The sequence below is a fragment of the Blautia sp. St.27G3 genome (assembly GCF_059728505.1).
On record NZ_BAAGFO010000001.1, the window covers coordinates 1,873,614 to 1,895,587 of the forward strand.

At 41.6% G+C, this 21,974-nt stretch carries 36 protein-coding genes; all 36 read right to left on the reverse strand.

Annotation, left to right across the window (positions count from 1 at the left end; translation table 11 throughout):
• Positions 1 to 3 precede the first annotated feature (3 nt).
• Positions 4 to 342 carry a nucleoside triphosphate pyrophosphohydrolase family protein gene (locus AC6I2O_RS08745; protein ID WP_497742416.1) on the reverse strand — a complete coding sequence of 113 codons (339 nt, stop codon included), beginning with the start codon at positions 340 to 342 and terminating at the stop codon, positions 4 to 6.
• 20 nt (positions 343 to 362) lie between these two features.
• Positions 363 to 545 carry a hypothetical protein gene (locus AC6I2O_RS08750; protein WP_497742417.1) on the reverse strand — a complete coding sequence of 61 codons (183 nt, stop codon included), beginning with the start codon at positions 543 to 545 and terminating at the stop codon, positions 363 to 365.
• A 14-nt stretch (positions 546 to 559) separates the two neighbouring features.
• Positions 560 to 691 carry a hypothetical protein gene (locus AC6I2O_RS08755; protein WP_497742418.1) on the reverse strand — a complete coding sequence of 44 codons (132 nt, stop codon included), beginning with the start codon at positions 689 to 691 and terminating at the stop codon, positions 560 to 562.
• An 18-nt stretch (positions 692 to 709) separates the two neighbouring features.
• Positions 710 to 2,890, reverse strand: coding sequence for an anaerobic ribonucleoside-triphosphate reductase (gene nrdD, locus AC6I2O_RS08760; RefSeq protein WP_497742419.1), 2,181 nt, complete (start codon positions 2,888 to 2,890; stop codon positions 710 to 712).
• A 47-nt stretch (positions 2,891 to 2,937) separates the two neighbouring features.
• Positions 2,938 to 3,153 (reverse strand): hypothetical protein, encoded by a 216-nt coding sequence (locus AC6I2O_RS08765; protein WP_288878306.1) that lies wholly within the window; start codon positions 3,151 to 3,153, stop codon positions 2,938 to 2,940.
• 6 nt (positions 3,154 to 3,159) lie between these two features.
• Entirely contained in the window at positions 3,160 to 3,633 is a 474-nt protein-coding gene (nrdG, locus tag AC6I2O_RS08770; RefSeq protein ID WP_288878305.1) for an anaerobic ribonucleoside-triphosphate reductase activating protein, read from the reverse strand.
• A complete protein-coding gene (locus AC6I2O_RS08775) occupies positions 3,630 to 3,788 on the reverse strand; it encodes a hypothetical protein (protein WP_288878304.1) in 159 nt (52 codons plus the stop codon). Before AC6I2O_RS08775 ends, nrdG begins: the two co-directional genes overlap by 4 nt.
• A gap of 63 nt (positions 3,789 to 3,851) precedes the next feature.
• Positions 3,852 to 4,064 carry a hypothetical protein gene (locus AC6I2O_RS08780; protein WP_289620667.1) on the reverse strand — a complete coding sequence of 71 codons (213 nt, stop codon included), beginning with the start codon at positions 4,062 to 4,064 and terminating at the stop codon, positions 3,852 to 3,854.
• 81 nt (positions 4,065 to 4,145) lie between these two features.
• On the reverse strand, positions 4,146 to 4,439 hold the full coding sequence (locus tag AC6I2O_RS08785; protein ID WP_288878303.1) for a hypothetical protein: 294 nt from the start codon (positions 4,437 to 4,439) through the stop codon (positions 4,146 to 4,148).
• Positions 4,436 to 4,966, reverse strand: coding sequence for a DUF5662 family protein (locus AC6I2O_RS08790; protein ID WP_288878302.1), 531 nt, complete (start codon positions 4,964 to 4,966; stop codon positions 4,436 to 4,438). The genes AC6I2O_RS08785 and AC6I2O_RS08790 overlap by 4 nt, the downstream gene beginning before the upstream one ends.
• The gene (locus AC6I2O_RS08795; RefSeq protein WP_288878301.1) at positions 4,963 to 5,271 is read right to left on the reverse strand and encodes a hypothetical protein; all 309 of its coding nucleotides are present in this window, start codon (positions 5,269 to 5,271) and stop codon (positions 4,963 to 4,965) included. The genes AC6I2O_RS08790 and AC6I2O_RS08795 overlap by 4 nt, the downstream gene beginning before the upstream one ends.
• 18 nt (positions 5,272 to 5,289) lie before the next feature.
• The gene (locus AC6I2O_RS08800; protein ID WP_288878300.1) at positions 5,290 to 5,514 is read right to left on the reverse strand and encodes a hypothetical protein; all 225 of its coding nucleotides are present in this window, start codon (positions 5,512 to 5,514) and stop codon (positions 5,290 to 5,292) included.
• A 2-nt stretch (positions 5,515 to 5,516) separates the two neighbouring features.
• Complete coding sequence (locus AC6I2O_RS08805) at positions 5,517 to 5,771, reverse strand: hypothetical protein (protein ID WP_497742420.1); 255 nt, start codon at positions 5,769 to 5,771, stop codon at positions 5,517 to 5,519.
• Between the two features lie 218 nt (positions 5,772 to 5,989).
• On the reverse strand, positions 5,990 to 6,754 hold the full coding sequence (locus AC6I2O_RS08810; RefSeq protein ID WP_288878299.1) for a hypothetical protein: 765 nt from the start codon (positions 6,752 to 6,754) through the stop codon (positions 5,990 to 5,992).
• The gene (locus AC6I2O_RS08815; protein ID WP_288878298.1) at positions 6,747 to 7,211 is read right to left on the reverse strand and encodes a hypothetical protein; all 465 of its coding nucleotides are present in this window, start codon (positions 7,209 to 7,211) and stop codon (positions 6,747 to 6,749) included. The genes AC6I2O_RS08810 and AC6I2O_RS08815 overlap by 8 nt, the downstream gene beginning before the upstream one ends.
• A gap of 203 nt (positions 7,212 to 7,414) precedes the next feature.
• On the reverse strand, positions 7,415 to 8,209 hold the full coding sequence (locus AC6I2O_RS08820) for a hypothetical protein (protein ID WP_288878297.1): 795 nt from the start codon (positions 8,207 to 8,209) through the stop codon (positions 7,415 to 7,417).
• Between the two features lie 3 nt (positions 8,210 to 8,212).
• On the reverse strand, positions 8,213 to 8,770 hold the full coding sequence (locus AC6I2O_RS08825; RefSeq protein WP_288878296.1) for a LemA family protein: 558 nt from the start codon (positions 8,768 to 8,770) through the stop codon (positions 8,213 to 8,215).
• Positions 8,767 to 9,045, reverse strand: coding sequence for a hypothetical protein (locus tag AC6I2O_RS08830; protein ID WP_288878295.1), 279 nt, complete (start codon positions 9,043 to 9,045; stop codon positions 8,767 to 8,769). The genes AC6I2O_RS08825 and AC6I2O_RS08830 overlap by 4 nt, the downstream gene beginning before the upstream one ends.
• Complete coding sequence (locus AC6I2O_RS08835) at positions 9,042 to 10,073, reverse strand: hypothetical protein (protein WP_288878294.1); 1,032 nt, start codon at positions 10,071 to 10,073, stop codon at positions 9,042 to 9,044. The genes AC6I2O_RS08830 and AC6I2O_RS08835 overlap by 4 nt, the downstream gene beginning before the upstream one ends.
• A gap of 31 nt (positions 10,074 to 10,104) precedes the next feature.
• Positions 10,105 to 10,362, reverse strand: a complete 258-nt coding sequence (locus tag AC6I2O_RS08840) for a hypothetical protein (protein WP_288878293.1) — start codon at positions 10,360 to 10,362, stop codon at positions 10,105 to 10,107.
• A complete protein-coding gene (locus AC6I2O_RS08845; protein WP_288878292.1) occupies positions 10,352 to 10,729 on the reverse strand; it encodes a DUF488 family protein, N3 subclade in 378 nt (125 codons plus the stop codon). Before AC6I2O_RS08845 ends, AC6I2O_RS08840 begins: the two co-directional genes overlap by 11 nt.
• The gene (locus AC6I2O_RS08850) at positions 10,730 to 10,894 is read right to left on the reverse strand and encodes a DUF6906 family protein (protein WP_434532885.1); all 165 of its coding nucleotides are present in this window, start codon (positions 10,892 to 10,894) and stop codon (positions 10,730 to 10,732) included.
• On the reverse strand, positions 10,833 to 11,093 hold the full coding sequence (locus AC6I2O_RS08855) for a hypothetical protein (RefSeq protein WP_288878291.1): 261 nt from the start codon (positions 11,091 to 11,093) through the stop codon (positions 10,833 to 10,835). Before AC6I2O_RS08855 ends, AC6I2O_RS08850 begins: the two co-directional genes overlap by 62 nt.
• On the reverse strand, positions 11,090 to 11,266 hold the full coding sequence (locus AC6I2O_RS08860) for a hypothetical protein (protein WP_288878289.1): 177 nt from the start codon (positions 11,264 to 11,266) through the stop codon (positions 11,090 to 11,092). The genes AC6I2O_RS08855 and AC6I2O_RS08860 overlap by 4 nt, the downstream gene beginning before the upstream one ends.
• A gap of 37 nt (positions 11,267 to 11,303) precedes the next feature.
• On the reverse strand, positions 11,304 to 11,519 hold the full coding sequence (locus AC6I2O_RS08865) for a hypothetical protein (RefSeq protein ID WP_288878288.1): 216 nt from the start codon (positions 11,517 to 11,519) through the stop codon (positions 11,304 to 11,306).
• A gap of 45 nt (positions 11,520 to 11,564) precedes the next feature.
• Positions 11,565 to 12,836, reverse strand: coding sequence for a DEAD/DEAH box helicase family protein (locus tag AC6I2O_RS08870; RefSeq protein ID WP_288878287.1), 1,272 nt, complete (start codon positions 12,834 to 12,836; stop codon positions 11,565 to 11,567).
• A gap of 26 nt (positions 12,837 to 12,862) precedes the next feature.
• The gene (locus tag AC6I2O_RS08875) at positions 12,863 to 13,444 is read right to left on the reverse strand and encodes a hypothetical protein (protein ID WP_288878286.1); all 582 of its coding nucleotides are present in this window, start codon (positions 13,442 to 13,444) and stop codon (positions 12,863 to 12,865) included.
• Complete coding sequence (locus tag AC6I2O_RS08880) at positions 13,431 to 14,408, reverse strand: N-6 DNA methylase (RefSeq protein ID WP_288878285.1); 978 nt, start codon at positions 14,406 to 14,408, stop codon at positions 13,431 to 13,433. The genes AC6I2O_RS08875 and AC6I2O_RS08880 overlap by 14 nt, the downstream gene beginning before the upstream one ends.
• 25 nt (positions 14,409 to 14,433) lie before the next feature.
• Positions 14,434 to 14,838: a hypothetical protein gene (locus AC6I2O_RS08885; RefSeq protein ID WP_288878284.1), complete on the reverse strand. Its 405-nt coding sequence runs from the start codon at positions 14,836 to 14,838 to the stop codon at positions 14,434 to 14,436.
• Positions 14,839 to 14,909: 71 nt separating this feature from the next.
• Positions 14,910 to 15,395 (reverse strand): hypothetical protein, encoded by a 486-nt coding sequence (locus AC6I2O_RS08890; protein ID WP_288878283.1) that lies wholly within the window; start codon positions 15,393 to 15,395, stop codon positions 14,910 to 14,912.
• A 29-nt stretch (positions 15,396 to 15,424) separates the two neighbouring features.
• The gene (locus tag AC6I2O_RS08895; RefSeq protein WP_497742421.1) at positions 15,425 to 19,747 is read right to left on the reverse strand and encodes a DUF5906 domain-containing protein; all 4,323 of its coding nucleotides are present in this window, start codon (positions 19,745 to 19,747) and stop codon (positions 15,425 to 15,427) included.
• A gap of 4 nt (positions 19,748 to 19,751) precedes the next feature.
• On the reverse strand, positions 19,752 to 19,961 hold the full coding sequence (locus AC6I2O_RS08900) for a hypothetical protein (RefSeq protein WP_289602558.1): 210 nt from the start codon (positions 19,959 to 19,961) through the stop codon (positions 19,752 to 19,754).
• Between the two features lie 15 nt (positions 19,962 to 19,976).
• Positions 19,977 to 20,525: a hypothetical protein gene (locus AC6I2O_RS08905; RefSeq protein WP_288878280.1), complete on the reverse strand. Its 549-nt coding sequence runs from the start codon at positions 20,523 to 20,525 to the stop codon at positions 19,977 to 19,979.
• A complete protein-coding gene (locus AC6I2O_RS08910; protein WP_288878279.1) occupies positions 20,526 to 21,104 on the reverse strand; it encodes a hypothetical protein in 579 nt (192 codons plus the stop codon).
• Entirely contained in the window at positions 21,097 to 21,261 is a 165-nt protein-coding gene (locus tag AC6I2O_RS08915; RefSeq protein WP_288878278.1) for a hypothetical protein, read from the reverse strand. Before AC6I2O_RS08915 ends, AC6I2O_RS08910 begins: the two co-directional genes overlap by 8 nt.
• A gap of 118 nt (positions 21,262 to 21,379) precedes the next feature.
• The gene (locus AC6I2O_RS08920) at positions 21,380 to 21,919 is read right to left on the reverse strand and encodes a cell wall hydrolase (RefSeq protein ID WP_288878277.1); all 540 of its coding nucleotides are present in this window, start codon (positions 21,917 to 21,919) and stop codon (positions 21,380 to 21,382) included.
• Positions 21,920 to 21,974 lie beyond the last annotated feature (55 nt).

The following is a 21,974-nucleotide window of genomic DNA, read 5'->3' on the forward strand; positions in this document are numbered from 1 at the left end:
TATTCATCCCCCTTTTTCCCGGTGCTGACTTTTCTGAGAATCAAATCCGTCCGGATACCTCTTACGAAGCTTGTCAATATTCATTTGTAAAATATCTTCCAGTTCATAGCCAATGATAGTAGCTCCAAGAGCCAGATACCAGGTCACGTCGCCAAGTTCCTTAGCCAGATGCTCCTTGTCCAACTCATGCCCCTGATGCAGATGCTTCTTCACCATATCAGCAACCTCATCAGATTCTCCACATAAACCAAGTGCCGTGTTGCTCAAACCTTTCACTGGATCATTCAGTGACTCCGGGTTTACACTTCTCATTGCTTCCTTTTGATACTCATTGATAGTCATAAATTCTTATCCTCCTTATTCTAAAAATTTTTTGAATAATTCTTTTTATAATGAGATTCAAGACATACTTGATTATCTTCCTCCCAATATTGAACCAAATCAATATCATAATCTCCATTATTATACATGTTACTGTTCGGAATCGTTACGACAGCATTTTCCGGAAGATTTTTTAATTTATTCCTTAACTGTTTTACAGTCATAAATCTTATCCTCCTTAATAATCTCTTCCGTTTCCCCAACGAAACGAATCATCCATGAATACTGCTGCCTCATTAACCGCCTTAATCACCATAACTATACCAAAAGCGACAATAAGACATAACGCCCCAATCACTACAAACCTCATAAAACATCAATCCTTTCCTTATAAATGTAAAACCCTTTCGGAAATCTCTTGAGTTCTTCCCTGATTCCAAAAGTTGGTTCCGATGTAACCGCAAGTTCTCCGAGCTACATTCATTTTGCTCTGGTCACGGTTTCCACAAACCGGGCATTCCCATACAAGCTTTCCATCGTCTTCAACCACTTTTATCTCTCCATCAAAACCACAGACATGACAATAATCGCTGCGCGTATTCAACTCGGCATACATGATGTTGTCGTAAATATAACGAATGACAGAGAGAACCGCAGGGATGTTATGGGACATATTAGGCACTTCCACATAGCTGATTGCTCCGCCAGGACTGAGTGCCTGGAATTCGGATTCAAAAGACAACTTTGTAAAAGCGTCTATAGGCTCAGTAACATGAACGTGGTAGCTGTTAGTAATATAATTCTTGTCTGTGACTCCCTCGATGATGCCGAAACGTTTCTGCAAGCACTTGGCAAACTTGTATGTAGTGCTTTCCAGTGGGGTACCATACAAAGAGAAGTCAATATCTGTTTCAGCTTTCCACTGTGCTGTATGCTCATTCAGCATCTCCATCACATGGATAGCAAAGTTCTTACCGCCGGCTGTGTGAGACTCACCAGTCATACACTTCACACATTCATACAAACCGGCATAGCCAAGGCTAATGGTAGAATATCCATGGTAGAGCAGCTCATCGATTGTCTCATTCTTATCCAATCTTGCCAATGCTCCATGCTGCCAAAGAATCGGAGCAATATTTGACGGGGTGCCTTTCAAACGGTTGTGCCGTGCCATAAGTGCTGGATAGCAGATATTATCGAGACGGTCTCTCAAAATATCATCAAAAAGGGCAAAGTCTTTATGAGAACTTAACGCCACATCCGGAAGATTGATTGTCACCACACCCTGATTGAATCGTCCGTAGTATTTGTGACCGGCTTTCCAGTTGTTGCATTTTGAGTAGTTTTCTGTAGTTCTGTCCGGTGTAAGAAACGAACGACAGCCCATGCAGGTGTAAGTATCTCCGTTCTTCAGCTCCCGCTCAATTTTGTTAGAAATATAATCCGGCACCATTCTCTTGGCCGTACACTGAGCCGCAAGCTCTGTAAGATAGAAGAATTCTGAATCTGGCTCCACATTGTTTTCATCCAGAGCATATATGAGTTTCGGAAATGCTGGCGTGATCCAGGTACCGGTTTCATTCTTTACACCCTGAATACGTTGCTTCAGAACTTCTTCTATAATATTGGCGAGATCTTTCTGCTCCTGCTCATTCTTAGCTTCGTTAATATCCATATACACCGTAATGAATGGAGCCTGCCCGTTTGTTGTCATCAACGTAACGACCTGATACTGGATGGTTTGAACCCCTTTGGTAATATCATCACGAACCAGTTTTTCGATGAAATCATTATACCGACGTATAGAATCTCCCCATTGTAAAAGATCAGAATACTTTTTTCTGAACCGTTCTCTGGTATCGTTCACAAAAGGTGCAAGGTGAGCCAGACTGATGGACTGCCCGCCATACTGAGAGCTTGCCACCTGAGCGATGATCTGCGTAGCGATGTTACAAGCTGTGCTGAACATGTGGGGCTTCTCGATAAGTGTACCGGATATCACAGTGCTGTTTTGAAGCATGTCCTCCAGATTTACGAGACAGCAGTTATGAGAGTGCTGAATGAAGTAATCGGCATCGTGAAAGTGAATGAGTCCGTCTTCATGAGCCTTTACGACATTTTCAGGAAGCAGGCGCCGCATAGTAATATCCTTGGAAATCTCTCCGGCAATATAATCCCTCTGTGTAGGAATGATTTCCGGATTTTTGTTGCTGTTCTCCTGCTTGACAGCTTCGTTCTGAAACTCCACAAGAGACATTACCTTTTTATCGGTATCCGATTCACGCTTCAGCTTATGGTCGTAGCGGTAGCGAATATAACGCTTTGCTACTTCGTAAGCTTTCATTTTCATCAACTCAGTTTCAACAATCTCCTGAATCTCCTCAACCTCAACAGCCCTTTTAAACTTATTGAGCTGCTCGACAATCATCTGCGTAGTGATTTGGAGTCCAACATTGTTAAGCTGTTCCTCTGCACTGACCTCCGCATTTGCATTTGATATTGCGTTAAATATCTTTTCAGCATCGAACGCAACCTCTGTTCCGTCCCGTTTGATGATTTTTGTAATCAATGTTATACGCCTCCGTTCTTATTTTTTAGAAAAAGAAAGAGCCCTTGTTAGGACTCCTCATTTGAAAACATTTGATTCACTTTATCAGAAGCAAATCCTCCAAAATATGCACTTTTGATAGCACCCATACAATGCTTTTTATTTGACTCTTCAGCTTTCTTATCGCTAATACAGCCAAGAGATTGCCGAATGTTACATAAATCAATCATTGCTAGATGATACTTCCAAATAGCATAGAATATAGGGTTTATTTGTTTCTTCATAAAATATCACTCTCCTTCCATTAAAGGAGTTGTATTTAATGCGATAATTCTCTGGTTTGTACTTCCATAGAATTTACCAACACATCTTTGTGATTCTATGTATGGTCCGTCTACCAATGCGTCTACAAATCGTAGCACTTCCAAACCACAAATTTCCTCATAAATATAACCTGTGTAAAGCCAGATAGTTTTCTCCGGCATTTCAGCTTTGAGTCGCCTTGCCAGCCGGGTGACCTCAGCTCGATTAAGCGGATGTAGAGGATCTCCGCCACTGAATGTTAAACCAGAAATATAACTCGGTTTCAGCAAGTCAAAAAGCCTTGTTTCTGCATCCTCGTCGAACAAATATCCTGATGTTGGGTCGTGCGTATCAGGATTATGGCAGTTGTAGCAGTTATGTTCACATCCAGATACCCACAAAACTACTCTGCATCCGATACCGTCTGCAATACTGATTGGTGTGATTTTTTGGTAGTTCATAAAATCCAGTTCTCCTTTGAAAATATCAGTCCGCCACCAGCCATCAACGTAAATAAAAAGAATGTTGCATCCCACTCGATGGGTACAGACAACGCCCCTAAACCTATCATAACAGCTCCGTAGAGCTTATTTTTCAATAATTCTCGTTTAAACATAACCTATCTCCTTAAATTTTGACAAAAGAAAGAGCCGTTGTTACGCGGCTCTCAAGGTATTGCTTAGATTATCTCCTTAACATGTTCTTTTTCTTTGTTGGCTTTTTGGATACCGGCCTCAATGTCATCCATCTTTAACTGCATTCCGCTTTCTCTGAATTTGGAATATGCTTTGGCCGTTGCACAGTGCTCAATACACTGACATACCCGGTTAATCAGCGCATAGACACAAATATAGACAATAAGAAACGCAATTACAATCTGTACAAATGTCATTTTTGTTTTCCTCCTCGATCTCTAAAAATAATACTTAACAGCAACCCAATTACAAACCACAAAACTGGATTATCAATCATTTCAAGTATCTTCATGTTTTGTCACTCCTTCCGCAAACTCAATATTTACTTCTACAACATATTTATTATGTTGCTCATCATAATTTAGAGACTGGGTAACAGAGAATAAATCTTGACCCAGCCATTGTAACTGTCCATTCATCGGATTGATGGCATCTCTAATCCACAAAAATTCTTCCGGATGTTCTATACAGTATTGCATTGTAAATCCACATCGGTTCAATGCCTTCTCGATTTGCTCGTCATATTGAGATGCTATTTCTCTACTAATTTGTTCAATTATTCCTGACATCATTTCTCTGTTCCTCCCGTAGAGATTTCAGAGAGCTTGACTCTCATCTTGTCAAGAATATCCTCCACCGTTTTTCTGGTAGCATCGCTCAGTTTTATATAAGCCTTATGCTCATCGTACCAATCGAAGATTTCAAACAGCTTTCCTTTTGACCAGCTAAATGCCCACCAATCACAAATCATTTCAAGAATATAATTGTAGGGCATATCCAGAGCAATCTCGCCCTCTTTCGGGTCATCGTTGATGAGAACCCAGTGCTGCCAGTGATGAGGATTACGATGCAGGTGTAAAAGCCAAGCCCGTCTGTAGTTCTCCATCACCTTATAAGACCTGTTTCCTCCATAGAAATATGCGTCATAAGCTTCATATTCGTCTTTCTCATTCTTAGAAGCATCATGCGCAAATTCTGTCTGCCATCCAGCACCGTCTTCATTTACTAAAAGCTCTGGGAGATTCTCACGAATCCACTCGAAGCCTTTGTAAACATTAGCGCGATGCTGCTGTAAATATAAATCATACTGTGCGCTCAAATTTTATCACCTCGATTCTTTTTTAAGAAGTATTCTTGCATTTTTGTTGGCTGATAACCACCTTGTTGGTAGTCTCTTTTATTACATTCACTGAAACAAAACCCAATAGACATTTCTGGATTATTCAGCATTACTTCTCCAATAGCCTCGTCCGAGACTTCTCCAAAATATAAATCTTTTTCTTCGTCAATTTCGGTTATTTCACCAATTTGAAAAGTACCAAAAAGTTTTATCGGTTTTCCAAGAATCTCTTTTGGATTAACTAATCCATTCGTTAATGACGATAATTTTCCTTCAATTCTCAATCAACTTTCCTCCGTAAATTAAGCAAAGCCTTTGGGTGTCGGTTTTTGCTCCTGATAATCCGGGCAGGAAAACGAAATATCCACATGTTCATGCTCCATCATAGTATCCCATCCGTAATCATCATTCGGTCCATCACCATATGTAGTATTTTTCAATTTCTCCATAGCCTGTTTGGGATGTCCATAATATTTGCACACTCGCTTGTACATACATTTATCACAATCTGTTAATAATTTAAGCATTGCTATTCTCCTTTCACGCGACGAAGTTCGTCACTTGTCATTTCCTTTTCCAAACGCTTAATTGCTCTGTCGAGAGATGATATAAGCCCGCTTCTATAAGAGCGCGACCCACATCGAATACTTCCTCTGTCATATCGAAGATTAAACCAATCCTTCTCTCGAACTGTAAGCGGTCGTTCGGCTTGTATTTCGATGCAGCGTTTTAAATCTTTCATCTGCATTTCTAACTGCTTATTATCAAAATCTCGCCAGTTCATTATTCTCCACCTATCTACACTGAATATTTTTTTGGAAGTTTACTTTTGCAATCTTCCAAAGTCATATCTTTGGTAATATACATATTGTGCCATCCATTATGAGGAAAAAAACCAATTCAACTTAACCACGCAATCATCGGCATTAGCGATATTGATAGATTTTTTTAGTTCATCGATTGTTGGTGTTCTATCGTTGCATAGATATTCTTTAACTATTTTCATTCGGTCGGTTCCTCCACATTACACGTAATAATCTCACTGTACGGAAGCTGCTCGATCCAATGGCAAAACTCCCGCCATTCATCCAGCTTGTGATTCTTACGGTAAATATAAATACCAGACAGAACTTCATAGTTCAGCATCACCGTCCGTTTCTGGTTGTAAGAGCTGGGAAGAAGCTGAATCATCTGCCACCAGTATCGTTTATCCTGCCGCTTCAGGAACTGCTCTCTGGCGCTGTTAAGAGCGACAATAGTGGCCATCAATGCGCCCATGTAATCATACATAAAGTCGCTGACTTTCTCATCCATCAAATCTCCATCAGTGTTACCTCTCGGAGCCGCACCCCAACAAGACAGATGCTCGCAACTGAAATCCTCCAGCGTAAACTCCTTTGCATGAATTTTGTGCATTGTGGAGCAGGAGTTGGCAACCGTACCGATTTTGTACGTATCAAACTCCTTCCACCAATACAATGGAGCCGTAATATCTACATATACGGCAATCATCCGGCGGAATTTTCCGTGAACTGAACCGGCTTTTGCCAGCTTCATCATCAGTTCATGATCTGCCTTGCCGAGCTGCCATGAATGGTCATATGCATGGGTACAAGGTATCTCTACTGCGCAATGTTCGCAGCCGATTCCATCTTCACCACCTTTGCAGATACCGCTGTCAGACTTATTCCAACTATTCATCGGGTTTCGCATACCACGGATAACATGTTCCCATCCCATTACCTCAAAATTTTCAATTTTAATCATCGCTCTCGTTCCTCCCTAAAACCTCTATTTTAAATCTCAATTCACGGCCATCCATATCGCTGACTTTAAGTCCGTCCAACATATCGTTTAAGGATTTAATAGAATCCTCGTCAATAATTATAGTTTCGGTTTTGTAGCGTTCAAACGTGCCGAGTTTCCTGCGAAGAATATTACACAACTCGATTCCGTAATTGTCAAAATAATGAATTGCTTTTCTGTCATCATAAGGACCAAATGCTTCCTCATAAGTGATTGGTCTACGAATGTTACATTTAAGTTCCCACGCCAAGTGACAAATATGATCGGCCGTTTTAAGCGTAGGACAAACAATAACTCCGTCGGTTTCGGAAGCTTCTTTTATAAGTCTTGTTGTTTTTCCGTTTCCTCTACCGCCAAATATAAAATGAGGTCTATTGTCTATCGGTTCTTGCTGAAACCGGCATCTCCAAACATCCATTCCTAAATTCTCCTTTCCTCACACGTTTCACAGTGACAATCAGTTGAGGGAGTCCCTTTGGAATATAATCCGCAGTAGACTCCCTCATCCGTATCAGGTATCCATTCTTTTCGCTCTTTGCACTTGTACTCACCCCATGTTTTACAAAATATAGCATTGGAGCAAGTTGTGCAGTTCTTTATATCAGGCATTTTACACCCCTTTCAATCTAACCATCGGTTATCCAGATAATAGAAGCCGTATACACATACACCGATAAAGATAATCCATAGCACCCAAAATATAATTGTTCCGCCGTTGGATTCCAGCAACTCTACTGTTTCGTCAATCGTTTTATTTTCATAAAAGGGTGTGTTGTCCGAAATAGTATTATTCTTTAACTCTGTGAATATTGTTCCGGTGTATTGTGTTGCTACGCCGTAATAGCAAAATCTAACTTTTACTCGTTCACCAGATTCCCAACTCCAAACCTTATCGCCTTCAATAGTGGTTATGTGTTGATCTGTAGGAATTCGTATTTTTTCATAAGGGAAAGAAATATCAAGAAAACTTATTTCTGAAGAATGTTGTGACCCTCTGTTTTCTACTTCCCATTCATACCAGACTTTTAGTTTTCTATGCTTGTTTCCTTCATCATCTTCTTCAGTCACATACTCTTCATGCCGCTCATAGCGTTCTTCTACTTTTTCTACATACATATATTCTCCGCCTATTTCCGGGTAGGTAACGGTGTCTACGGCTTTTAAATCACCGTAGACAAACGCATTACCGACATTGGTTCGCATACCATAGGCAAAAATATCAGAACTTTGAATCTTTACAGCCTTGTTATAGATTTCGTTTTTATCCATCTGGTACTCCGAAATCTTTCCAGAAATCAAAACACCGATCAGGAGCATTACGGCTATAATAGATACACTTGCGAGAATTTCACGCTTCGTTATCTCAAAATCCCCGAAGTCGAACCCTCTTTTTCTATGCCCGTGATAGTAACCCATACGTCAATCCTCCCCGAATAGATTTTGTGGAGCATCAACCGGGGCTTCGTAATCCAGATACTGATAGCTCTGCCTCTCATACCCAAGCATATTCAGAAATATCCTTGTCGGGAATTTTTTCACATAACGGTTGTACGCTTTTACCTGCTTGTTATAGTTGCTCCTGTACTCAGCGATAAGATTTTCAGTCATAGCCAGTTCATTCATAAGTTCTCTATAGTTCTCATCAGCTTTTAATTCCGGATATGCCTCAGAAACAGCAGCAATAGCAGTAGTAGCGTTTTCAATATCCCCGGCAGAGCCACGCCCCTCGACAATAGCCGCCAACGTTTCAGCTTCATGCTTATCGTATTGCTTAACGCAATCTGCCAAATTGTAAATCAGATCCACCCGTCGCTTTTCCTGAACCTTAATATCCGATTCAGCGGTGTTCACCTGCTCTTCAAGAGCGAAAGCTTGGTTCTGAGAGCTTTGCACTCCAAACACACACAATAAAATAACAGCCACAACTCCGGCTGCTACGATCAACATTACTTTCCAGTTTTCTTTAATAGTTTTCATACTTGTTTCTCCTTTTCATTTAATTTGTAAACCATTTCTCTCAGATAAGAACTGATCGCAATCGGATACAAATCAGATTTCATGTCTAAAAACTCGTCCATCATGAAGATGGTACTGATTCTTTTCCGCCCTTTCCCGAAGATTACTGTCATACAGTCCCTATACGAGTGTTCTTGCGGTTTTAAATTGAAATTCACCTCGTCTAAGTGTTCATCCAAAGCAACTTTACATGCCGAATCCATTATCAGTTTCTTTACAGAATCGCTATCATTCATGATTGTTCTCCTTTTCGTTTATCGTGAATTTCCGAATGCAACCGCTTAAAATGCATTGCCCGGCGGTTCTTAAACTCTTCCAGATCAATTTCTTCCCATCCATTCGGAACATCCTTGAAATATCTGTTAATTTCAACCGTCTTTCCGTCCGGTTCAATTACATTCAGGATGCCAACAGTGTCGAAGTCGCCGTTTTTGCGATCTGTCAAATACTCCTCGCACATAGCCTTGTAGGGTGTATCACTGGGAATATAAGGCATAGTGATCGGGTAGAGTTCTTCAAGAACCTGGTCTACCAATCCGGAATGCCATATCGTGTTGGTTAATGTTTCAACCATAATAAAACGATCAATATCACGATACTTAACCGTCCCATCAGCGTAAACATATTTGAACAAGCTGCTCATACGTTTACACTGATAATTCACTTCTTCTCCCTGATGTCCACTTGTATCGGCAATGTGACTCCATGTTTCTTCCGTATCCTCGATAGGACAAAGCGGCTTACCGTCAATTAAACGGTTAAGAATTCCTTTTGTAAAACCAATACTGAACCCGCTGTGGTTATCTTCTTCGAGACTTTTAAAAGCCTTTAAAGCAGATTCATAGCAGGCACACCCATAATCCCATTCTTCTTTAGGCTTGTCGCCTCTTTCGTGTTCACAGGCAAATTTTACTTCCTGCTCTGCCCATGACAGAAGACTTGATTTAGATTCATCGGGAAGTTTCCCGTTCCGATCGTCTATGTACTCGTTGGCAAATATCTTTCTGGTATCGCCTCCGAACGCGGCAACAACCTCCGGCAAATTCTCATTCACCGCGTCAAATATCAATCCCTGGTTGCGGCACCATTTAACAGCCGAGTCAAGAAGCTCATCAACCCTACAAGTCCACAGGATGAGTTTTGCTCCCTTTTTCTGCTTCTCCTTCAAATATGAAATTGTGCTGCGTCTCGGCTCACCGATTGCTGGGTACTTGTTTTCGCAAATTGTACCATCAAAATCTACTGCAATAATATACGAACTCATAATTTTCTCCTTTCTACCCTTACTGAAAATATCAAACCAGCGGTAACGAATGATCTTTTGCTATTTCTGCAATTTTCTTCGCCAGTTCTACAGATGCTTCATTTCTTGCATCCGTATCATTTTCTGCCATCTTACAAATTGTGGCGATAAAGAGGCGCATCGCTGACTGCTGCAAAGTCCTGTGTGCACCGCAAATAGTCTTCGCAAAGATTTCTTCATTGCACGCCAAGTTATTCACATAATCCAAAATATCATTGGCGAGCTTCTTCCCTTTTTCATCAGGTCTCATAACATTCTCCTTTCCATTCTTCAACATCGTATCCGTGTTTATTAAGCCACTCGGCAACCAAATGGCGATGACAAAACTTCTCAGGTTTCTCATAACAAACCAGAACGATATCCAGACCACCAGAGATATAGTTCAGTACATCTACAATTCTTGACGCATCCAACGAAACCAACTGTTTAGCAAACTTAAAACGGTAATCAGCTTCGTTATGGTTTCTATGCCATTCCGACAATAAATCGTTTAAAGGAGCAAGTAGCTTGTATTCCATCCCGCCATATCCTTTCGGTGGTTTCCGAGATATAGAAATCGGGACAATGTTCGCTGGAATGTTTTTCAAGTTAGCAAAATAACTTGTATAGATTTTCATTTATCTCCTCCTGAATTTGTCAACGCTTTTAACGGCGCCGGTCTTCTTGTTAATAACTCGGTAGCAGAAATCCGTTTCTTCAACTAACATCCAGTCATTCCAATTAAGACAATGCGCTGTCAAGCATTCTTTCTGCTTCCGTGTCAATCTTTTCGGTTGTTTCACAATTCTCCTCCTTTCCGCAAGCTTTATACAAAGCAAACAATATAGATAAACGCTCCTGGTAGGACATCCTTGCACTTCCACGAGCTATCGGATGTATCAGTTTTGCGTCTGGATGTTCTTCCAAAAATCCGGCACATTTCTTCTCCCAGTCAAATAGTGGGCGCCCAACAATCGCTTCACAAAATTTAGCAAACGTCATACACTCACCCTCTTCTCCGTTAATCTCTTATACAGTTCTTTCGCTTCATCTCCCTGAAAAGCGTTAATAATGTCAATTTCTTTTTCCTTCCCGCGTCGTCCGACAATCAGCACAGGAATATTCCCATGCGTATAGTCAAAACTCGCAAGAAAAGTATCCGATTTGTTTTCCACCTGCTTCTCCTTTCCATGCAAGAAGAAAGAGCCCTTGTTAGGACTCCTCTTCGTTTTCTTTTTTAGATTTCTGATATTTATAGATTTCCTTTAATCCTGTAATAACAAAACCGCACCCAACCCCAATAGCAAGCCATACTGCCCCAGTAATCAATCCACGTCTGTACATATCGGCGCCATAAGCAACCAAAGCTTCTGTATGCTCCGGAATAAGCTGCTCAATTTCTTTCTTTTGAATTTCAGTAATAATCATAAAATATCACTCTCCTTTCATTAAAGGGGTTGTAAATGCTGCGTGTTACCACTTCACATAGCTGCTTTCGTTGAAGTCTTTCTTATCCCGTAAAGCTCTGCCGATAGCAAGGTCAATCCCAGACTTCGATTTCAGATGATAATAATACAAATCCTTGTATGGCGTATTTAGTCTGTCAATTCGCCCGGCAGATTGCTTCATAATCTTGTAAGAGTAGTTCTGTGAGTAAAATATAATTGTATCTGTCTTGACGCAGTTCCACCCTTCAGCTCCGGCATTGTACTGGACCAGATATACCCATGCTTCTCCATCAGGAACTGGCTGATGACAATGACCATTCCATTCAGCCACTTTCATACAATTTCCTGAACATGGTTCATTAGTGCATTTCTCATAATCTCTATCACATGGACAAAAGAGAGTTTTGAGCAATTCTAACTCATAATCGAAGTTGTAAAATATAATTGCCCGTGGATGCTTTTCGAGAATCTCCAACAGAGCTACCTGTCGTGATTCTGCTGTGTTGACTATCTTTCGCCAAATATAACAAAGACCGCCAGCATTCTGAATTGGTTCATTCTTATATGGGTTCCATCTGGTTCGTCCAACATCTTTATACATCTCAATGTCATATGAAACGACAACATCTTCATGATGAGAAACCGTGGTTCGTCTGAAATCCATGTTTACCAAAATATCATTTCTATGCCGTATCAACTTCCCGGTGTTTAAATACCGATCCACTTTCGGGAACTTACTGAAGCGGCTATAAACAATATGCTCTCTGGTGAACTCAGTCCGATTCTTATAAAATCCATTGGCAATGAAAACGGGAATATAATCCTGCCAGGTGTCTCCAGGAGTAGCCGAGAGCAAAATCCATTGATTGTTTCTCGCTATCTTTAGGAATGATTTTACCCATGCCCCAGAGCCAACGACCCTCTGTTCATCAAATATAAAAAAGGCTTCTGTGATGTCTTCGTATTTTTTGATGTTGTTCCACGAATCGACGATTACCGTATTACTATACAAATTTACTTCTCTGTTAATAGAAAGAAGGAAGGGTGATAGTTCACCCTCCCATTCGCAAGTATCCCGTTTTCTGGCAGTTGTGATAATGTACAAATCCATAGGCGGATCTCCCATCGGCATATAGTTATCGCCGGCAACACCGCCAAGAAGTTCCCCACCATTCAGAAAGAAGTAATACGCAAGAGCCGTTCTTGATTTACCAGAACCGACATCACCGCAAAGAATGCAGCCGTTTTTCATCTGATTAACAGCTTTCATTTGGTAATCATATAATTCAAGTCCCATGGCTCCTGTCGCCCTCCTTCAAAATATCAATATTCATCAGGAAACAGGATAGTAGTAACGCTTCTATCCCATTCCGTAATAATCCAAATCTTGGTATTGGAGTTCTTGTGTTCATAAACCGCAAGAATCCGTTCGCCGTCTCTCAAAGACTCATCTGCTGTTTGCTTGTCCTCATTACAGGTGTCGCCCCAGTCACACTGGCTATATCTGCCGAGCGAAACCTGAACGAAATTTTTAAATGAGGAATCCTCTTTCATTTTCGTATCAACACCGATAGTTGTTACAACTCGACCGAGTTCAAATTTGGGTGTCTGTTTGATTACAATAACATCTTCCTTCAAAATAGCATTTATAGCTTCTTTTGCTGCTCCGATACCGTTATCACGATCATACAGCCACTCGTCAAATTCGTTGTCTGATGAAAGATCCACCTTCATAACTCGCCCTTTCAAGTAGTCAAAGTAAGACTGTTCTTTTAAAAGTTCAGCGGCTTCTTTCTCTGACATATCTTTAGGGTCATACTGAAGAATCCCCAACCCTAACGGTTTTGAAGCATTATATAATGCAGCAAGCACCTTTGCTTTATTCAATCCTTTAATGTTTATCATCTTTATTTTCTCCTTTCAAAATATCATCCATTCTACGAATCAACAGTCTGGTCTGCCAAACATCTGAAAAGTACATCATAGTAAACCAGTAGTTTTCAGTTGAATCACCCTCTCTAATCGGATCGCAAAACACGTCTCCGACCTTGATGTATGCGGCTACACCAAGAAGCGAGAGATGAATATAACACATCAGTGCAACAACCTCATCAATATCCTGTGCTACCACAAGAACATGGTTCTGGTAATTAAGATTCATTTTTTCTAATTGCCGCCTGACTTCATGAACACCAGCAATCAATGTAGCTCCTGCTCCGCAGCACGGATCGTGAATTGTGACATAGCCTTTCTCCTCGATTTCTTTTGAAACATCATCAACGGTAATCTTAGCCATAAGGTCACAAATATGGTATGGAGTGAAGAATTGACCATTCTTGCCATCACCCAAACCAAGTTCCATAAAAATGCCGCCCAAAAAGTCCTGCTCTGGATTTTCTTCCAAAGCCATGACCGTATGAGCGGCAAGTTCAGGAAACAGTTGCTGTTCTTCTCTGTTGTACTTATTGATGATTTTCAAATATCTTTTCTCCCGCTCATCATAGTGGCTCTTATCAACCGGATTAGATAAAGAACAAGCAAACATTACGACAAAGTCTCTCCACACATCCCATGCTCTGTGACGAGTAGTAAGCCGTCCGAACACTCTTAGAAATTCTTTTCTTGTATCCGAGTTTTTCTGCTGAACTGTTGAAGGTGTGACGGCTTTTTCGGACTTAGAACCATAAACTTGGTTAATGGCCGTCTTCAAAGCATCTTCTTTTTTCAAAATATAATCTGGCATCTTCGGTGGTTCGTACTTGGGCGGAAGAGAAGACGGTCTCTGTTTTGGTTTTACCGGACCAACAGCGGGTTTTTCTTTGGCTGTAGATTTCTGCTGTTTCGACTTCTTTTTCTTCCAAAATGGCATAATTTCTCCTTTCGTTACATGGCAGCTATTCGAGCGGCAATTCCTTCTTCAGTATGTTATTAAAATTTCCTTTATTGCCGAGCGCCTTTTTCATGAAGCAAAGAGCCAGCCCTTTCTCAGGATCATACTCATCGTTTTTCTGGCACTTCACAACTGTTTTGCTCCCGTCTTTCCAGATAACAATAGTAGCAGGCTCATTAAATATGACTTTTTCATACATCATATCGAAAGGAATATTAGATACCCCGCTTTCCATAGAAGAATACTGTTCAATAATTCCGTCCAGCTTTATTTTTATCCTCTGTTCATAAGAAAGACTACTTGTTTCCATATTTGTAACTATGATTGGTATTACTCTATCGTTCACAATTACTTTTACGTCGAGTCCTTTCTCTCTCCCTAAATATAAGCAATTAAATAATTCGTTCATTTTCAGGTCCTCCTTTCAAATATAAAAAGAGGGCGGCTACCATTTTTAAGCAACAACCCTCTCACTCAGCATCAGTTAAACGGAACCTCGTCCGGCCCTTCCATGGAATCATACTTGTCGGCAAACTCATCTTCTTCGATGGTCACATACATCGTCTTCAAATATGCCTTAACGCCGGTCTTGTCATTAACTTCCCAGTTATACGGTCTGATGGTCAAATCGACATTGCGGATCTCCGCATAATCCAAGGAAGCAATCGACTCGTCATCCAGCAGAGTCTTGGTCTTTCTGGTAACCATATATACCTTGGGCGGGATGTTCTCGTAGCTCACCTGCACCTGAAGATAATACTTCGGCTCGTCCCCCTCCTCACGGGGCTCAAGTCTGCGGATATTCCAGCCCTCATCATCAAGTTTATTCGCCAACTCCACATCATCAATGATTACGCAGAAGTTCCGGCTGCCTTTGCGGTTATACTTGGATTCTTTTCCAGAGAAGTTCCTGAATATAATTCTCGCATTCTCCATGATAATATTGTCGTTTACTCTGTTAGCCATTTTTTCGTTCTCCTTTTCTTTTTTTTTATTTAGTTAAAGGGCAGACCTTCCTCATCATCGGGTGGATTCATAAATTCCCGCTTTGCGACAATTTCGGAAATATCATACCCAAGGTCACAATCCATGTGGAACTGGTCGTCATGGAACTTCGGACAGTCAAAACACGTAGCGTACTTCATATCGCCGCACGGCGGCAGCCAAGGTTCAGGAATATCAACATCCGCATCGTTTGCTCCAAGCTCCTTGACATACGGATCATCTGATACAAACCACTCGAAATCTCCATACTCCGAGATAGTCTTTACCGCTTCATCCACAAGCTTGTCATAATAAGACCGGTCAATGTCTTCTTCCTTATTCAGCTCACGAACCATTTCTGCTTCAAGCCAACGGAACCCTGACGAGCCAGTTACCGCATAATACTTGCCGTTCTGTTCTCTGAGAAGCACACCGCCTCCAGTACCAGGTTTAACCGGACAGAAACGACCAACCTTCCCGATGAAACGATAGTTATGCCCCTTGTCGATTTCCGGCTGAAGCTCCGCACAAATTTTCTCGAAAGTTGTATCTGATAACAGTCCCTTTTTGTAGTCACTCTCTGCCTTTGCGAACTGCTTTTCAAATTCTGTTACATCCGGAAGTCCTTCGTTCATATCCAAATATATTGCCGTCTTGACCTCTTTCGTTTCCGCCATATCCTCAAAGAGAATATCTTCCTTGCTGAACAAGGTCTTAAAGACGTATGGAACCTGAAACTGCGTTCCCGTCGCCGTCCATTTACCGAGGTCGCCATTTTCATCCCTATATCTGGCAATATAAACAGCATCATTTACCAGACACATTCTGTCGTATGTAGCCTCGTGTTCAAATGTATAGCCATACCTCTTACCAAAATCCATGACAAACTGGATAATCTCCGGTGTTGCATCGGGGATCTTGATAGAGTCTGTCTTAATGTGAGCAACCGTGTACCCGCGTTTCTGTACCTCATGCTTCAAGTCTACCATGAACAAAGCGCCACGCTTCGCCACAATATTGTCAATGTTTCTCGGATCGCGGAACGCATTCTCAAAGGATGCCGAGGTCAGACCATAAACCGAATTGATAGCTGTCTTCAAAGCATCTGCAAGCTGCTTAGATGTCATTTCGCCATTTATTACTTTCTGAATATAAGGCGTGAGCTTGCCATCCAGCATCTTGTTCACGATATCCCATGCCTCATGCTTGATGCTGACACGCCCCTCAACAATATCACGGAACGCCGTTGTGAATTTTACACCAAACAGAACCTCGGCAATCGCACTGTGCGGATGCATAGAAGCAATATCCAACAACGCATCATTTCCGTGCATACCAGGCTCGGAATATACATATCCGCCTTCTCCAACTTCCTCTTCACGATACACGGACTTCCCGTTTTCAAAGGTATATCCCGGAAAATATGGAAGAAGACTTCCTGCTTCACCATGCGTTTGCTCCATCATCTCAGGGCAAGCTTCTGCCAGGAAATTATAGGTTTCAGCATCAATGTTATGCACCGGCTCCGCGAGATTCCGATAATGGAATTGGTCTTGTGGCTTCCGCTCATTGCCAAATATAATCTTGGTTGTGAGCGTGTTTGTTGTGTCATTGACCGTCATGCCTGCCAAATCAGCCAGAATCTGCCTAGCCGTCCAGTCCGCTTTCAAATAAACAAAGGTTGCCTCTGTTGCAATAACATCGTTATCACAATACTCGGCAACCTTAGTCCAAAGTTCTTCAGGAACCGGCTCATCCCACGGAAGTCCCAACTCCTGATGATGTGTCCCCGCCTTTATGATGCGAATTTCCGTATCTGAGAAGCCTTTCTTTTCCAGTTCTTTTTCAGAAATGTTACCCATCTCGATTTCCAGCTTTTTCAGGCTCTTTTTATTCCCGGCAGAAGCGAAATCGTACACGTCCGTATAAGACACATTATATGCTTCACCAAAGAAACAATCGCGGTTAGCGCCTTTCTTCGCCCCGACAATTTTCTGAGACAAATTATAGAGCTGCTCGTTCGTATAACCCATCAGCCTCGCATATAAAATATGGTTATCGTAGCGCCGGCAGTTAAAACCAACCAGCCGGAACCTCATCAATTCCTCGATTTCGGTAGGTGTCGGGTTAATCATCCTTACAACAGGCTTTCCCTCACCCTCAATCTTCCAGTTTACGAGAAACAGGTTCGGAAATACCTCCACATCATAAAATATAAGTTTTGCATCATCGTTCTTAACGCCAACAGATGTATCCGCAGACTTGAACTGCATCTTATTGACAAGCTTGATACAGTAGTCTGCCTGATTGGTGCTGCTGGCTGCAAAAGCTAATACCGCATTTCGCATATCTGTAACGTCATAATTCAGGTCACTGGCATATGCATCCTCCAGTATTTTGTAGATAAAATCGATACTGGGCTTAGTTCCGGGGTGTATTTCTTTCTCCAGATTACGCTTAATAAGTGTTCTAAGCCCTTTCTCGCTTTTAATCGCATCAAAATTTACCATCTTGTTTTCTCCTTTCATCGGTAAACCAGAGCTAATCGTTGCGATAGGCAAATCATTACACTTCGACAATTTACGTCTAAGAGAACTCTTGCCACTGAACACCTTAACTTCTATATGGTCATCGTATATTCGACTTAACATTGCCGGATCGCCAGTATAAATATAATGCAGATGAATACCGGCTCCGCTCTTGCTCAACTCTGCATAAGTCGGCGGCCATTTACTTGCCGCTTCAAAATTCTTTTCAAAGGATTTATTGCCATCCTTATCGGGAATATCAAAGTCGATAACTATGTGATTCTCCGGAACTTTAACATAATGAAGTTTGAATGTATCAAGTTCCGAAAGATACGTTTTGCAATCGTCCCATTTCCCAGTAGGAGTTTCCTTGGCTGTGGCATACTGGGCGGGACATTCCTCACATTGTTTATCAAATATGTTTGGACACTCCCTGGCATCGTTAAAAGATAACCAGGAATTTGGTTTTGATTTCTGATTTTCACCTCCCGGCTTTTTTTCGGGTTCAAATTTGTCTGATCTAAACCCGGAATAGTAACTGCGAACTCTTGAACCATCGTCAAGATTAAACCGTTCGTCATAGTTCCTGAAATAATTCTTGAGTTCTTCCTTAAATGCCCTTTGCGGCAGAGAATATAAAACCTTTGCTTCATCGCAGTAAGTCTTATACATTTCCCAAGCCGCTTTTAAAGTTGTCCCGTCCTCTCTCTTGAACACATGGTATGAATCGATAATATAGTTGTAAAAATCATTCGATGCCCCGAGCATACTTATCGGAATATAATCATCGAACATACCAGGGTCACTCAAATATACCTCCTGACAGTGGTACGCAATCGCACCAAGTTCAAACCCAACCTGTTTTACGATAGTCTTGTACTCCTTTGGATTCAGCTTATTGCCGCTCGGAGATACATCAATCAGTCTTCTAATAAGACCTGATTTCGCATCCGTAATCTTCACCGGCTTATTTGTACCCATAAAAAGAAAACACTTAAACCGATTGGCGTAAGTGGATTTGAACTTTTCATTTACTGTCATTAACTCATGAGAGACCAAGCTGTTCAGCCTTGTGTTGTCCTCTATCCGCGACAAATCGCCATCGTGCTGAATTGCTACAAGAGGATTGCTCTTAAATGCCTCCAATGCAAATGAATTGCTGGCAGAACCAAGAGCCTTAGCGTCAAACACGGAATAATATCCCTCGAAAAGCTGCTGAATGATATTCAGAACAGTAGACTTACCTGTTCCGGCTGCTCCGTATAAAACCATAAACTTCTGCAATTTCTTTGAATCACCGGATACAACAGAGCCAATCGCCCATTCAATTTTGCGCCTTTCTTCCTCGGAATATAATACAGACATCAGCTTATCGTAAGCAGACAAATCGCCAGCTTCAAGCGGATAGTTCAGCTTTTTACTGGCGTAATCTTTTTTATTTGTAGGCGTGTTTGAAAATATAAGTTTCTCGTCCAGCATATGGAAAGAATCCCTTAACTGCTTTTGGCAATATTTATGCCACGAATCAATCATGCCGGACTCAGCATCCCACATATGAAGGACTTTGATAATATCGGAGTCAAAGCGTTGGCGGTTCTCTTCAGCATATCTATCCAGTTCGCGGTCGATGAGCTGTAACGCATCCTGCTCATCCGTAGACCATAAACCGCGTTCTTCAATCCAGATAGCGTAGAAATCACCGCCTCTTATCATAAGATCGCCGCTTTTCTTGATAATGAACTTTGGATAGATTTCTATAACACCACGCTTTTTACTACGTGTCGAAATCGTTAAAAAGTCGATCATTTCATTACCTTTTCTCCTTTCCTCCATTGATAAAGCTTTTGACCGTTTCAAACCTCCAGTCATCTTTTCCGTTACAGGTGAACACAAATTCCTGTTTATTTGTCTGTCTCACACGTATACTGTTCTTACCATTCGGAAACCATACTTCTGTCTTCTCACCTGCATATTGCGGAAAATATAATTCAAACCATTTGTATACATCTCCATGTGCCATTCGGTACCTCCAAACTCATACAAATTGATCCAGATACCAGCACATCTGATACCAAATCTCAACCGTTCGCAAATCCCGGCTGCAATGCTCTACGGTGAACAAACCGCCCTCGCCATTCCGTGCATATCGCCGATTCAGAAACCGTTCAATCACTTCGTTTGCATAATCCTCATCAAACTTTGCGTCCGTCATAGAACCTAAACCGAGATTTACAATCATGTTCCAGAACCACTGGCCTGTCCTGTTGCCAATATCCGGATCATCCATGATATGTTCTTCACAACGAATAGCGAGGGCGATCATCATCTCCAAAACACTACAAGGCCGATTATCCAAATATGTTGCGATTTCGGAATTCTCGTATGAATTCTCGTAACCGAAACGATATCGTAAGTCTATCCCATCGCCCTCACGGTTTCCGTCCATAGGAATCGTATAAGAAAACTCCACACGATTCAGGAACCGTAAAAGTTTACGATAAGACAGACTTTTGAAATATCGCCGATCCAATACGAGCTGGCACATCCATTTAAAATACTTGTTATTCAGCTCGCTCCTTGTCATTTATGCCTCCCTCTGGTGCGGACGTTCTTTCTGGGCTTCAGAATAAGTCCGTTCGTCCATAAGAATCTCGTAGTCGCATCTCAATCTGTCATTTCTTACAAAGACAGAGTCATCCTCAAACTCACCAAAGTGAGTCAAAGATTCCATGCCGACTACATCGTCCACATCCTCAATTTTGTCGCCCCCATCATCTACCAGAACCTGATCCGCATAGTATGTAAGGCTTATTGTGTCGTAATCTTCAAACTCGCCAAACTCATCCGGCGAGATTACATAAGGCTTGTTTTCCGCCATCTCTGTTCCCTCCGGTACATAACCCTCATTCCTCAATATCCCCGCATAGGTGGAAATATCAGGCTTCGCTTCAAATTTCTCCACCCTTGCCTCTGTACTCGGCTGCGGTTCAACGGTTATTTCAACATCAGCGCCGCTCTGTTCTCGCTTTGAAAATATCTCTTTTACAGAGTTAATTTCCTCCTCGGCAATCCGCTCATATTTCTTTTTCGCAAACTGCCACGTAACGACAGAACCCGCCGCTGCTCCGAGGACAAATATAACAAGTCCTGTTACTTTACTCATCACTCATGTCCTCCCTTCTTATTGTCATCACCGTGAGTGCCAGCCCGGTAAACAACATAGACACACTCAAAAGGATACCCCCGGTGATGTGTCTTTTCTTAGGGGTATCCAGTACATAATCCAATATAGAAATTGTTCTTTCAAATCCTTCCATCATCTTACACCCTCCTGCCATCTGATAAGAGCGCAACGCCCCCAACAAAGCAAACCCCGGCCAGCGCCGCAAGGGTATAAGATACGATTGCTGATAAAAAATTACTCATAATTTTCTCCTTTCATTCATAGCTTGAAAAATAGTGGTTTCCTAGTTGAAACATTGGAACGCCATACTTGCTGTACTCCCCGGCTGTGAAGAATATAACATCGGTATTTGTGCGAGACAGTAATTCTTCTTCAACGAGTTGACAAATATCATCCCTCACTTCGCACCGGTCAACACGTCCGTTCCAGATTGACGAGAATTGGTTTCTCTGATAGATAACATCGTAAACGTTATCCGGGAAATGCTCGGAATCCATACGGTTGAGAATCGCATCGATTACAAGACGTTTTCCATCTTCACATTCGCCCTCGGCTTCTGCCATCGTAACGAGAGCAATCAAAGAAATATCCTCATATGGCAATAATGATTCTTCCTCTTCTTCCAAAGGTTTTATAGTTACTATCGGTGATGCATCGATAAATATAGGTTCAGGAACCACATTATGCACCGTAACATTACCTGCATACACAACTTCGTCTTCCACAGAGATATCACTATGAAAAAACATAATAACCGATAAAAGAAGAGCAGCGATCATGGTTACTTTACGCATGTGAAAACTCCCTTCAAAATATAATTAGACTATCCTCATCTCTTTTGGGCCAAGA

Coding starts and splice junctions, on each gene's coding strand:
- AC6I2O_RS08745 (WP_497742416.1), bottom strand. CDS start 342: ATGACTATCAATGAGTATCAAAAGGAAGCAATGAGAAGTGTAAACCCG.
- AC6I2O_RS08750 (WP_497742417.1), bottom strand. CDS start 545: ATGACTGTAAAACAGTTAAGGAATAAATTAAAAAATCTTCCGGAAAAT.
- AC6I2O_RS08755 (WP_497742418.1), bottom strand. CDS start 691: ATGAGGTTTGTAGTGATTGGGGCGTTATGTCTTATTGTCGCTTTTGGT.
- AC6I2O_RS08765 (WP_288878306.1), bottom strand. CDS start 3,153: ATGAAGAAACAAATAAACCCTATATTCTATGCTATTTGGAAGTATCAT.
- nrdG (WP_288878305.1), bottom strand. CDS start 3,633: ATGAACTACCAAAAAATCACACCAATCAGTATTGCAGACGGTATCGGA.
- AC6I2O_RS08775 (WP_288878304.1), bottom strand. CDS start 3,788: ATGTTTAAACGAGAATTATTGAAAAATAAGCTCTACGGAGCTGTTATG.
- AC6I2O_RS08780 (WP_289620667.1), bottom strand. CDS start 4,064: ATGACATTTGTACAGATTGTAATTGCGTTTCTTATTGTCTATATTTGT.
- AC6I2O_RS08785 (WP_288878303.1), bottom strand. CDS start 4,439: ATGATGTCAGGAATAATTGAACAAATTAGTAGAGAAATAGCATCTCAA.
- AC6I2O_RS08800 (WP_288878300.1), bottom strand. CDS start 5,514: ATGCTTAAATTATTAACAGATTGTGATAAATGTATGTACAAGCGAGTG.
- AC6I2O_RS08805 (WP_497742420.1), bottom strand. CDS start 5,771: ATGAACTGGCGAGATTTTGATAATAAGCAGTTAGAAATGCAGATGAAA.
- AC6I2O_RS08810 (WP_288878299.1), bottom strand. CDS start 6,754: ATGATTAAAATTGAAAATTTTGAGGTAATGGGATGGGAACATGTTATC.
- AC6I2O_RS08815 (WP_288878298.1), bottom strand. CDS start 7,211: ATGGATGTTTGGAGATGCCGGTTTCAGCAAGAACCGATAGACAATAGA.
- AC6I2O_RS08820 (WP_288878297.1), bottom strand. CDS start 8,209: ATGGGTTACTATCACGGGCATAGAAAAAGAGGGTTCGACTTCGGGGAT.
- AC6I2O_RS08825 (WP_288878296.1), bottom strand. CDS start 8,770: ATGAAAACTATTAAAGAAAACTGGAAAGTAATGTTGATCGTAGCAGCC.
- AC6I2O_RS08830 (WP_288878295.1), bottom strand. CDS start 9,045: ATGAATGATAGCGATTCTGTAAAGAAACTGATAATGGATTCGGCATGT.
- AC6I2O_RS08835 (WP_288878294.1), bottom strand. CDS start 10,073: ATGAGTTCGTATATTATTGCAGTAGATTTTGATGGTACAATTTGCGAA.
- AC6I2O_RS08840 (WP_288878293.1), bottom strand. CDS start 10,362: ATGAGACCTGATGAAAAAGGGAAGAAGCTCGCCAATGATATTTTGGAT.
- AC6I2O_RS08845 (WP_288878292.1), bottom strand. CDS start 10,729: ATGAAAATCTATACAAGTTATTTTGCTAACTTGAAAAACATTCCAGCG.
- AC6I2O_RS08855 (WP_288878291.1), bottom strand. CDS start 11,093: ATGACGTTTGCTAAATTTTGTGAAGCGATTGTTGGGCGCCCACTATTT.
- AC6I2O_RS08865 (WP_288878288.1), bottom strand. CDS start 11,519: ATGATTATTACTGAAATTCAAAAGAAAGAAATTGAGCAGCTTATTCCG.
- AC6I2O_RS08870 (WP_288878287.1), bottom strand. CDS start 12,836: ATGGGACTTGAATTATATGATTACCAAATGAAAGCTGTTAATCAGATG.
- AC6I2O_RS08875 (WP_288878286.1), bottom strand. CDS start 13,444: ATGATAAACATTAAAGGATTGAATAAAGCAAAGGTGCTTGCTGCATTA.
- AC6I2O_RS08880 (WP_288878285.1), bottom strand. CDS start 14,408: ATGCCATTTTGGAAGAAAAAGAAGTCGAAACAGCAGAAATCTACAGCC.
- AC6I2O_RS08885 (WP_288878284.1), bottom strand. CDS start 14,838: ATGAACGAATTATTTAATTGCTTATATTTAGGGAGAGAGAAAGGACTC.
- AC6I2O_RS08890 (WP_288878283.1), bottom strand. CDS start 15,395: ATGGCTAACAGAGTAAACGACAATATTATCATGGAGAATGCGAGAATT.
- AC6I2O_RS08895 (WP_497742421.1), bottom strand. CDS start 19,747: ATGATCGACTTTTTAACGATTTCGACACGTAGTAAAAAGCGTGGTGTT.
- AC6I2O_RS08900 (WP_289602558.1), bottom strand. CDS start 19,961: ATGGCACATGGAGATGTATACAAATGGTTTGAATTATATTTTCCGCAA.
- AC6I2O_RS08905 (WP_288878280.1), bottom strand. CDS start 20,525: ATGACAAGGAGCGAGCTGAATAACAAGTATTTTAAATGGATGTGCCAG.
- AC6I2O_RS08910 (WP_288878279.1), bottom strand. CDS start 21,104: ATGAGTAAAGTAACAGGACTTGTTATATTTGTCCTCGGAGCAGCGGCG.
- AC6I2O_RS08915 (WP_288878278.1), bottom strand. CDS start 21,261: ATGATGGAAGGATTTGAAAGAACAATTTCTATATTGGATTATGTACTG.
- AC6I2O_RS08920 (WP_288878277.1), bottom strand. CDS start 21,919: ATGCGTAAAGTAACCATGATCGCTGCTCTTCTTTTATCGGTTATTATG.